Origin of the sequence: Paracoccus sp. 228 (assembly GCF_000967825.1) — a bacterium.
In the GTDB taxonomy this organism is placed as follows: domain Bacteria; phylum Pseudomonadota; class Alphaproteobacteria; order Rhodobacterales; family Rhodobacteraceae; genus Paracoccus; species Paracoccus marcusii.
Window position 1 is genome coordinate 68933 of the sequence record NZ_JYGY01000002.1, and the last position, 10682, is coordinate 79614.

Consider the following 10682-nt stretch of genomic DNA (forward strand, 5'->3'; position numbering starts at 1 on the left):
GAGGCCGCGGTTCAACGGCATGGGGTGAAGGTGTCGATCAAATCCGCCATAGGGTAGCGGTTGGTGGCGTTTTTCATGAGCAGAGCGGTTTCTTCGACATCGTTTAAGATAAAGTATTCAAACGGTTATACGTCGTATCATCTCGACGCTGCAGGGATTGAGGAGCGCCAGCCGCCACGGCTTCGTCAACACGTAAGGCCAGCCTTCGCAGACGTGCCAGACCTTACGGCCCGACTGAGCGGCCAGACCCGATCATCACAAATCAACAGCATCGACGAGACCAACAGGCGATTTTTTGGTTGGCCGCGATGTCATTGGACGTAACGGTATCCAGGTGCCCAAGCGCCGTAAAACAAATTAGTCCTTAGCGCGATACAATAGCGGTTTGAAATTGCGTGGCGTGGCTTTCTCGATGAAGTGAACAGCATGCAAAGAGTTTTTGCCAATTTAGAAACTTCAATTCTAATAATCGGAAGATGTGTTTTCATCAATTGTCAACAAAAATGCGATAAAATTGCAAATATTGTTTATTAGCAGATCGCCCTGCTGGATCACTGTCTCCCCTCAATGTCATAGAACAATATTGGAGTTTCAGACTGCGCGTCAGACACTCCAAATGCCTTCGCCTAGCCTCAATGCGTCGGCATGCTCCCTCCCTATCAGGACCGTTGTTGCGAACAGTTCGCCTGCACGTCGCCAGTGGCCGCTCAGAGGGACGCCTTGCACGCTGAGGGTGAAACCGTCGGCCGTAATGGTCAGCGGTACTTGGCTATAGTCGATCCACAACCCGGTCAGTGGAAACTGGGCCTTGAACGCAGCTTCCTTGGCACTGAACAGTAGTGTCGCTGCCAGTGGTTCGGAGAGCACCGGATCGACATGGTCCAGCGGGTGGCGGATCAGTTCCGCCATGTCGTCCGACATCGGCTCCGCCCGCTCCAGATCCAGACCGATGGCCGGCCAATCCGCTTGCCGTGACACGACGGCCGCGGCGATCCGCGCTGTGTGGGTGATGCTGCCCGACAGGCCCGGCGGCCAGACCGGTGCCCGCGCTGCGGTCGTGGTGACGGCGGCAGGCATCAGGCCCACATCGGTCATGGCCAGCCGTGCGGCCGCGCGGCCTGCGGTGAATTCGCGGATGCGCGAGGGGACCGCGCGCCGTACCGCCGCCTCCTCCTCCGGCCAGAGAGGCGGCTGCGGGACGTCGATATCGCACACGGCCAGTCCGACGCCCTGCGGCAGCATCGCCCGAATCGCCTGCGCGACACTGGTCTGTTCCTCCATCTTCATGGTCCGATCTAAGCCCGCGGCGGGGTTCGCGGCAATGGGATACGGCCGCATCGTCACGGCATTGCCAGAGCGCAACCCACGGGCGATAAGGCGAAGGCACGGGGCATGGGTAGGGATCACTGCGATGGATATTGATGGTATCAGCGTCATCCTGCCAGCCCATCAGGAGGAAGCCGGCATCGGCGCCTGTCTGCGCGGGCTGTGTGCGCAACGTCTTGTGCCCGGCGTGTCGCATCAGATCGTCGTGATCGCGAATGGCTGTACAGATGCCACTGCACAACTGGCCCGCGATGCCGCGCCCGCCCTGACGACGGCGGGCTGGCAGGTCTCGGTGCTGGAAACCGCCATCGGGAACAAGATCGCCGCACTGAACATGGGCGACGCTGCGGCGACCGGTGGAACGCGCATCTATCTGGATGCCGATGTGGTGATCGGACCGGGCATGATCGAGGCGCTGCATACCGCCCTGTCGGGGCCGGGTGCGCGCTATGCAGGGGCCAAGCTGACCGTGCCGCCGGCCCGGAACCTGCTGTCGCGGGCCTATGCGCGGTTTTGGCAAAAGCTTCCTTTCGTGGACACCGGCGTGACGGGGGCCGGCCTGTTCGCAATGAACGCAGAAGGGCGCGCGCGGTGGGACCAGTTTCCGCCCGTGATCGCTGACGACGGGTTCGCACGGCTGAACTTTTCCCCGGTCGAACGGACGCGGGTCGAGGTTCCGTACGCCTGGCCCATCACGGAAGGGTTTCGCCGCCTGATCCGCGTTCGCCGACGCCAGGATGCGGGGACCGCGCAGCTGGCGGAGCGCTATCCCGACTTGCAGCAGAACGCATCGGGCGACCGCCCGTCCATGGGTCGTATGCTGCGGCTCGGCCTGACCGATCCGGTCGGGTTCGCAGTTTACGCGACGGTCACCGTCGCGGTCCGTCTTGGCCGCCCATCGCAGGGTTGGGATCGCGGCCGCTAACGCGGCCTTGCGCATCTTCCGGTTGCAGGAATGCGATGGCCGCCTGAGCACACCCGCAGGGAGTGTGCCCCAAGGCCGATCTTATATGTTGGTTAATAGATCAAATTGAATTGATCCAGGATTTGACTTTCCGGACAATATTCGGGCCGTTTTAACGGAACCCGTGAAAACTTGGGCGTCAAATGCTGTCATGCGGGTGAAAACACCCGTGATTCACAACCGTAGCGTGCAAAATCGCATTAGCCCTTAAATCAAAAGGTGAAACCGCAGCGGCGGACCATCTTTTTGTACAACTTGTATCTATATTGGTGCGTTGGATAGAAGCGGCCCATGGGCCTTCGCGACGGTTCGCCGGGACCTTTAGTTAAAAGTTTATTGATTTCTTTGTCACGAGTGCGGAGATACGCAGATGCTACAGTCGAATGACGGCCACGAGCTCGGCTCCTCGCAGGCCACCAACCCGGTCGCCGGGATCGAACTTCCCAAAGTGTATGATAACGGTGGCAAGCGTCTGCTTGACCTGTCCTTGATCCTGCTTGCGCTGCCGTTCCTGATCCCGGTCATGGTCCTGGTCGCGCTGGCGGTCATGCTGGACGGCGGGTCGCCGATCTACACGCAGAACCGTCTTGGCCGCGGGTGGAAATCGTTCCGCCTGTACAAGTTCCGCACCATGAAGCCCCAGGCGGATCAACTGCTGGAGGCCCATCTGGCGGCCAACCCCGCCGCCCGCGCAGAGTGGGATGCCGATCAGAAGCTGCGCAACGATCCGCGCGTCACCAAGATCGGTGCGTTCCTGCGCAAGAGCTCGCTCGACGAGCTGCCGCAGCTGATCAACGTGATCCTGGGCCACATGAGCCTGGTCGGTCCCCGTCCGATGATGCCCGAACAGCGCGTCCTGTACCCGGGCGTCTACTACGCGGCGCACCGCCCCGGCCTGACCGGCCTGTGGCAGGTCTCGGTCCGCAACGGATCGACCTTTGCGACCCGTGCGGTGTTCGACGAACGCTACTCTCGGGAAATCAGCCTGGCGCTGGACGTGTCCACGATCATCCGCACCTTCCAGGTCGTTGCCCGCTGCACCGGGTGCTGATCTCCGCCTCGTCGTGACAAGAAGGTCCACCATCCTTCCGGATGGTGGGCGCTTTCGTCAGGGTTTCAGCACATCCCGGTACATCGCGATGATCTGTGCGGCCTTGGCATCCCAAGTATAGTGATCCTGCACCATCCGCCGGGCGGCCGTGGCCATCGTGGTCAGTCGCGTCGGGTCGCGCAACACGTCCGCTAGCGCCTGTTCCATCCGCGCCGCGATCTGCTGGCGGGTCCCGAGGGGGATGGCGAAACCCGTCTCGGCGGTCACCAGCTCTCCGGGTCCGGCATAGTCGACGACCATCGGGACGACGCCCAGGGCCATCGCCTCCAGCACGACCCCGCCACCGAATTCGCGGATGGAGGGGAAAGTCAGCAGGTTTGCGGCGGCCAGGATCTGCTGCACTTGCTGGTGGGGAAGGTGGCCGTGGAACTTCACCGTATCGGCAATGCCGAGGCTGTCGGCCTGCGCCGTCAGTTCGGGCAGCATCGGGCCCTCTCCGATGATATCCAGAACCATCTGACCTGACCGCGCAAAGGGTGCGATCGCGTCCAGCAGGATGTGCGGCCCCTTGTAGGGCACAAGCCGACCGACAAAGCAGGCGCGCAGGGGCAACGTCGTGTCCTGTGGCGCGACCAGGTTGAAGCGCGTCGGATCAATGGCATTTTCGGGCAGCCATACGACCTTGTCCTGAAAGCGCTTGGGAATCTCGCTGGCGGTGTGGCGCGATCCGGCAATGATCAGTGCCGCGGCCGCATGGGTGCGGCGCAGCTGCGGGTTCAGCTTGTAGATGCCGCGGACATAGGAAAGCCATTCGCGTTCGCGCCGCCGTTCCGCATCGAAGCCCCTGGGCCAAGGCACGCCGCCGTTCAGCGGCCCCAGCACGAAGGGCACACCTGCCGCCGCCACCTTGGGCGCCAGGGTCGAGGCCGTCGTTGGCGACAGCGGCGTGACGCGATGCACGATGTCGAACCGCTTGGCACGGATGTCATCGCCGAAACGCTTCCAGACAAGGCGTTCGAAATAGGGATAGCTCAGGGCGGCGATGGCGGTGACGGTAGTCCAGCCGCGGCCCTTGCCCATGCGCAGAACCTCGGCGGCGCGGTACATGGGGGCAGCGACGGCCTCGCTGTCGATGGCGGTAAAGTCGCGACCCTCGACCATGCCGGCACGCAGGAAAGCGTCGCGATTGCGGATCTGGGTGACGATATGCACGTCGGTCTGGCGATGCAGCGCCGCGGCCAGCGACCAGCCGACCAGCGGGACCGAGACCCATTCCGGGTTGGCCGCTTCGGCGATCACCAGGACCCGTGGTCGAGACAGGGACATCCAGAGGCCTCTTCGCTAGATCTTGAACGCGCCGGGGCGATGGCCGACAACAGGGAAACACTAGCCGACTCGGACGGTCTAGGCCATCGGCCTGATCGAAAGATTGCACCGATTTTTACAGTCCCGCGCTTTGGATAGCGGCAACGGGCTTCGCGCGGGCAGTAGGGAGACGCGATCTTGGCACTGGGCTATGTTGTTCCCGAATTTCCGTCGCAGACCCATGCGTTCTTCTGGAGAGAGATCGGCGCGATCGAGGATGCTGGCACACCCGTCCGCCTGTATTCGACGCGCCGCCCGCCCGCGGGGTCGTGCCCCCATGCCTTCGCCGAACAGGCCGCGGCGCGCACGACCTACCTGTTTCCACCCCGCATCGGTGCGGTGCGGGGTCTGCTGGCGCATCCGGTCCGTACCGCGCGTGCGGTGGCCTATCTGGCGGGCCTATCGCAGACGTCGATCGCCGGCAGGCTGCGGCTGCTGGCGCTGCTTCCCTCGGCGGCAGATCTGGTCCAGGACGCGCGACGCCACGATGTGCGGCACCTGCACATTCATTCCTGCGCCAATGCCGCGCATCTGGGTGCATTGGCTGCGATCCTGGGCGACCTAACCTACAGCCTGACACTGCATGGGGATCTGCCGGTCTATGGTGTGGACCATGCCGCCAAGATGGCACGTGCCAGCTTTGTCGCCGCGGTGACCCTGCCCTTGGCGCAGCAGATTGCGGAGGTCAGCCCCGCGACCCCGAACCCGGTGATCTGGATGGGCGTCGATTGTGCGCGCTTCACCCCGTCGGATCGTGCGCCGGGGCAGGATTTCACCGTCGCAACGGTGGCCCGTCTGAACCACATGAAGGGCCACCGGTTCTTCCTGCAGGCATTGGCCCAGCTGCGGCAGCAGGGCATTTCCATCGCCTATCGCATCGCAGGTGAAGGCCCTGAACGGGACGCGATCCTGGCCGAAATCGATCGGCTCGGCCTGCAGGACCAGGTCCAGATGATGGGGTCGCTGGACGAATCGCGCGTGCTGGATCTGCTGCGCAGCGTCGACGCGCTAGCCCTGTCATCCATCGGACAGGGCGAAGCGGCCCCGGTCACGGTGATGGAGGCGATGGCCTGCGGCCTGCCGGTGATCTGTTCGCGAATCGGCGGGACGGGCGACATGATTCGCGACGGCGTCGACGGGTTTTTGGTCCCGCAAGGCGATGTTGCGGCCATCGTCGACCGGCTGCGCCGGCTGCAGTCGGACCCGGAATTTGCTGGCGCAATGGGTCAAGCGGCCCGCCAGTCCGCCCTGGTTTCATTCGACCATCAAACAAACGCGCGGCTGCTTCTGAGTCGGATCGCAGAAGCCCAAAAGTAGCATTGGCAGAAAGACAAGCGGAAAATCGCTGCCAACCCCAAAAATTACGTGATACGCCTGCACAAATGCGGGGATCCGCTCAAGGTAATACGGCAATTGCAAAATCTTGCTGCTGATAGGGAACCTTTTCAGTTGGGGATAATAAAGCCTTAATCTTGATCGCATAATGCTGCCGTACATCGGGCAACACGAATGGGATCAAGGGATGCCGACAATCAGAGGATCGAATGGCGACGACGCCATGCGTGGCAGCGGGCAGTCAGACGAAGTCTGGGGTCTTGGAGGATTGGATACGTTCTACTGGCGGCCGGGCATGGGCAATGACCGCTATCACGGCGGTACCGGCAGCGAACGCTTTGATGCTAACCCCTATACGCCCGGCAATCCCGGCGGCGACAGGCTGTATCTGGAAGGCAGCGCGGGTGCCCGCATCTCCCTTCGGTCGACCGAGGACGGCGTGGCCCGGATCGGGAACGAACGGGTGGAGTTCACCGGCATAGAGCGCATCCATGGCACTGCCGGCAACGACATCGTCTCCGCGGCGAATGCATCCATGAACACCGTCGGCGGCGGCAAGCCCGGCCATGGCGTGTCGATCTTTACCGGGGCGGGGAACGACCGCATCGCCGGATCGCGCTATGACGACGTGCTGGACGGCGGGTCGGGCAACGACACGATCAACGGCGGCGCCGGCAACGACTTCATCCATTCCAGCACGGGCAACGACCGGATCAACGGTGGCGCGGGCCAGGACAACATCCGGTGGGGCAATGGCGATGCCAACCACAACCCCGGCCACGACACGATCAACGGTGGGGCAGGCGACGACCTGATCAACATCTGGATCAAGCGCGGCGACATCTGGGGCCATAACGAGGATGTCGGCATCGCAGGCGTTACCGTCACAGTTGACCGCGTGCTGTCGAACGGCGCGTTCTCGGGCAATGCCAGCACCACTATCGGCGGTGACGCCAGCCTGCGCTTCGTCAATTTCGAACTGGGCTGGACCCATTCGGGCAATGACGTCATCGATGCATCGCGGGCGCGAGTGTCCGACAGCGGCGACGGCGTGAACTTCAACACCCGGTGGGGCCATGACCGTCTGACCGGCAGCAGCGGTGACGACACGCTGGACGGATCGATGGGCAAGGACACGGTCCGGGGCGGTCAGGGTGATGACAGCATCTGGATCGGCGACGGCAACAACGGCGATGGCGATCGTGACGTGCTGATCTTCCGCGCGGGTGACGATGCCGATACCGTCTACGGGTTCGAGACGGGTCGCGATGTCCTGGATCTGGGCGGTCGCAGCTATTCCGCGACGGAGGTCCGCGATGGCACCCTGCTGAACTTTGGCGGCGGCGATTCCGTCCTGCTGCACGACGTCTTCGATTTCATCTGACGTCATGACATGATCTGCGCGCATCGGCCCCGATCCGGGCCGATGCGCGCAGAACACTAGCGGTTCAGCACCAGGACGACCCCGACCACGACACCGGCGATCAGGATCACGAAGCTGGCGGCATTTCGCGTCCGTTGAACCACCTGTTCCCGAGCCGTCGGCCGGAACGGGATCGACGCGATCGGCGCCACGCCCAGATATTTCGTCACCATGGCCTGCGTCCGCAGCACAGGGCGTCGCACCTCCAGCAAGAAGCCGGACAGCAGCGCCAGACCCAACCCCAGGACGACACCCAGCATCGCCAGACGCTTGCGGCCCGAACTGAGCGGGTATTCCGCCTCGGTTGCGCTTTCCAGCAGGATCATCTGCTGACCATAGTCGCTGGTCACAAGGCTCTGATCCAGGCGCGCCTGCGACAGGCGTTCGGCGATGGCCATGCGCGGTACCTCCAGCGCGGCAAGCCGGCGGGTATAGTCCGCCATCGTCTCCGACACCTCGGGAATGCCCGCGACATTCGCGGCGATCATCGGCAGGCGGCGGTCGATCGCCGCCAATTCCAGCTGCAGCGATTCCTCCTGCTGCCGGATCAGGTCGATCTGGCGGCTTTGGCCGACCGACATTTGCTGTCCGTCGCCTTCGCGCAGGGCGTCGATCTGCGCCTCCAAGCGCTGCACTTCGGGGTGGTTCGGGGCCAGCGTGCGCCGGGCTTGGGCCAGATCGACCTCCAGGATGCGGAGCTGCTGGGCCAGCGGTTCCTGGCGGCCCAGTTCGGATGTCCCCACCTCCAGCGCCAGGCGCTCGCGTTCCAGCGCCTGCAGGGAGCGGATCAGTTCGGTCCGCTGGCCTTCCAGACGGGTCTGCTCTGCGGCCAAAAACTCCAGGTTCTCAGGCATCCGGTCGGTGTTTTCCGTGCGGAAGGCCGCCAAGTCGGCCTCGACCGCGGCAATCGCCTCAAGCGCGCGGCGGTCCTGCGTCTCCAGCGTGCCGATCAGCTCGCTCAATCGCTGGTCGCGCTCTCTCAAGTTGCCGGTCTGGATCTGGTCGACGATGTCATTGGCCAGATTGGCGGAACCGGCGGCGGTGCCGGTCTGCGCCGTCACCTGGATGGCGGACACCTCCTCCATCGCGCCGGCAGAGGCGGTGACGCCCGCGACAAAGTTGATGCGCACATCCTGGCGGAACTGCGCGACCTTTTCATCCTCGCTCAGCGGCGTGTCGTCGTAGAGGTTGAAACGGTCGATCATGTCCAGCACGTTGTTGCGGGCCATGATCCGCTGTTCGATGGTGCGCAGGCGGGTGGCGGTGTCGCCGCTGTCGACGCCACCGGTCAGGACGGTCGGCTGGACCTGCAGCACGGCGATCGATTCAAACGCTCGGGGCAGCGCCAGCGCCTGTGCCAGCGCGACCAGCACGCAAACGACCAGAAGCGCGGCCATCACCGGTCCCCGGCGCGACAGCATCCCGATGAATTCGCGTATTCCGACAATCGGTCCCATTCAAGCCTCGGCGTTATGAAGAAACAGCCCCAGCACGGGGCAATGACGGGTGACATGCGCCTCGCAGCGGCGCAGATCCGCCGCCGTGTCGCGGCGTCCGTCGATCGTCAGCAAGACCGTGTCGACCAGCGGCAGCGCCGCCAGGCCGGCATCGTCGGACAGGCAAGGGGGCAGGTGCAGAATGGTGACATCCGCGGCCATCCCCATGATCATCTCTGACAGGGCCTGCTGGAACTGCGGCGACAGCAGCGTGATCGCGGCCAGGTCGGGCGCGGCCTGCACGGTGGCAAAGGCAAGCCGCGGCGTCACCGTGCAGGCGCGAAACAGCGGACCGGCGGGCGCCCTGGCTTGGCCAAACCGGGCCAGCACCGGTTGATGCGCAATGTCCAGATCGATCAACAGGACGTGGCGGTCCGGTCGGCGCGCCTCGGACAAGGCCAGGTTCAGCGCGGTCAGCGACGATGCCGGGCCCGGACTGGCCTGGCTGACGCCGATGCGCGTCCAGCCGCGTTCGGTCACCTCGGGCAGCATCCGCGTCCGCAGCAGGTCATAGGATCTGCTGCGTTCAGACCCGTGATCGTCCGCAATCAATGCACGAAGTGCGGCCTTTTGCGGCATCTCGATCTGGGGCAATGCCGACCATGCCTTCAGATGGTCGTGCCTGCGGGCGCTGGTACCGTCCATTCTCAAATTCTTTCTTCCGTCTCGACGCCGTTTCGTATCATATCATCGGGCACATTGCATGAAGCAGATCGACTTGTCCGCACATTCCGACAGCTCCCTTCCGCACTATCCCGTCACCGCGATCGTCATCGGACGGAACGAGGGGGCACGCCTTCAGGCCTGTCTGCGCGCCTTGTCGCAGCAGCTGTCCCGGATTGTCTATGTCGATTCGGGATCGACCGATGGCAGCGCGGATTTTGCGCAGGCGATGGGCGTTCAGGTCGTGCATCTGGATATGGGCCTGCCATTCACCGCGGCGCGGGCCCGCAATGCAGGGTTGAAAGCCATTGCCGCCGACCCGACCGAATTCGTCCAGTTCATCGACGGCGACTGCATGCTGCAGCCGGAATGGCTGCCTGCCGCCGTCCCGGCCCTGCAGGCAGATACCCAACTGGCGGTTGTCGCCGGACGGCGCAGGGAGCTTTATCCCGAACGATCGGTCTATAACTGGCTGTGCGACCTGGAATGGGACACGCCGGTCGGCGACGCCCGCGCCGTGGGCGGCGACATGCTGATTCGCCATCATGCGATCGCCGCCGTCGGGGGTTTCCGCGAATCGCTGATCGCGGGAGAAGAGCCCGAGATGTGCGTCCGCCTGCGGGCGGCCGGGTGGCGCATTCGCCGGCTGCCCGTGGAAATGACGCTGCATGACGCGGACATCACCCGGTTCGGGCAATGGTGGCGGCGCAGCAAGCGCGCGGGGCATGCCTTTGCCGAAGGTGCGGCCCTGCATGGCGCGCCCCCCGAACGACACTGGACCGCGGAGACCCGGCGCGCCCTGATCTGGGGCCTGATCCTGCCGGTGGTGGCGGTTCTTGGCGCGCTGCTGGTGCATCCGGTGTTGCTGGCGCTGCTGCTGGTCTATCCGTTGCAGGCGATACGCCTGTCGCGGCGCTTGGGACGCAAGCGGGCGGTCTATACCCTGATGGGCAAGTTCCCCGAGGCCATGGGCGTGGCCCAGTTCCACCTGAACCGGCTGCGCAACCGCCGAGGCGCGCTGATCGAATACAAGTAGGTCGTCGGCCGGTTCCCCGGCCG

Annotated in this window: 9 protein-coding genes; 5 read left to right on the forward strand and 4 right to left on the reverse strand. The window is 64.0% G+C overall.

Annotated features, from left to right (window positions below; genetic code table 11):
- Positions 1-603: 603 nt before the first annotated feature.
- A complete protein-coding gene (locus tag SY26_RS05770) occupies positions 604-1281 on the reverse strand; it encodes a 4'-phosphopantetheinyl transferase (RefSeq protein WP_232303276.1) in 678 nt (225 codons plus the stop codon).
- A gap of 130 nt (positions 1282-1411) precedes the next feature.
- Between SY26_RS05770 and SY26_RS05775 the strand changes: the two genes are divergently transcribed.
- Both SY26_RS05775 and SY26_RS05780 read left to right on the forward strand, forming a co-directional pair.
- Entirely contained in the window at positions 1412-2251 is an 840-nt protein-coding gene (locus tag SY26_RS05775; protein ID WP_045999749.1) for a glycosyltransferase family 2 protein, read from the forward strand.
- Between the two features lie 409 nt (positions 2252-2660).
- Complete coding sequence (locus SY26_RS05780; RefSeq protein WP_045999750.1) at positions 2661-3341, forward strand: sugar transferase; 681 nt, start codon at positions 2661-2663, stop codon at positions 3339-3341.
- A 57-nt stretch (positions 3342-3398) separates the two neighbouring features.
- Here the strand turns inward: SY26_RS05780 and SY26_RS05785 are convergent, their stop codons facing one another.
- Positions 3399-4667: a glycosyltransferase family 4 protein gene (locus tag SY26_RS05785; RefSeq protein ID WP_198143096.1), complete on the reverse strand. Its 1269-nt coding sequence runs from the start codon at positions 4665-4667 to the stop codon at positions 3399-3401.
- A gap of 177 nt (positions 4668-4844) precedes the next feature.
- Between SY26_RS05785 and SY26_RS05790 the strand changes: the two genes are divergently transcribed.
- Both SY26_RS05790 and SY26_RS05795 read left to right on the forward strand, forming a co-directional pair.
- Complete coding sequence (locus tag SY26_RS05790) at positions 4845-6023, forward strand: glycosyltransferase family 4 protein (RefSeq protein ID WP_045999751.1); 1179 nt, start codon at positions 4845-4847, stop codon at positions 6021-6023.
- A gap of 205 nt (positions 6024-6228) precedes the next feature.
- Positions 6229-7425, forward strand: coding sequence for a calcium-binding protein (locus tag SY26_RS05795; protein ID WP_176695061.1), 1197 nt, complete (start codon positions 6229-6231; stop codon positions 7423-7425).
- 56 nt (positions 7426-7481) lie between these two features.
- Here SY26_RS05795 and SY26_RS05800 read toward each other — a convergent pair whose 3' ends face one another.
- Positions 7482-8921 (reverse strand): hypothetical protein, encoded by a 1440-nt coding sequence (locus SY26_RS05800; protein WP_157020424.1) that lies wholly within the window; start codon positions 8919-8921, stop codon positions 7482-7484.
- On the reverse strand, positions 8922-9605 hold the full coding sequence (locus SY26_RS05805; RefSeq protein ID WP_045999753.1) for a tyrosine-protein kinase family protein: 684 nt from the start codon (positions 9603-9605) through the stop codon (positions 8922-8924).
- Between the two features lie 58 nt (positions 9606-9663).
- Here SY26_RS05805 and SY26_RS05810 point away from each other — a divergent pair, with 58 nt between their 5' ends.
- A complete protein-coding gene (locus SY26_RS05810) occupies positions 9664-10659 on the forward strand; it encodes a glycosyltransferase family 2 protein (protein ID WP_045999754.1) in 996 nt (331 codons plus the stop codon).
- Positions 10660-10682: the final 23 nt, after the last annotated feature.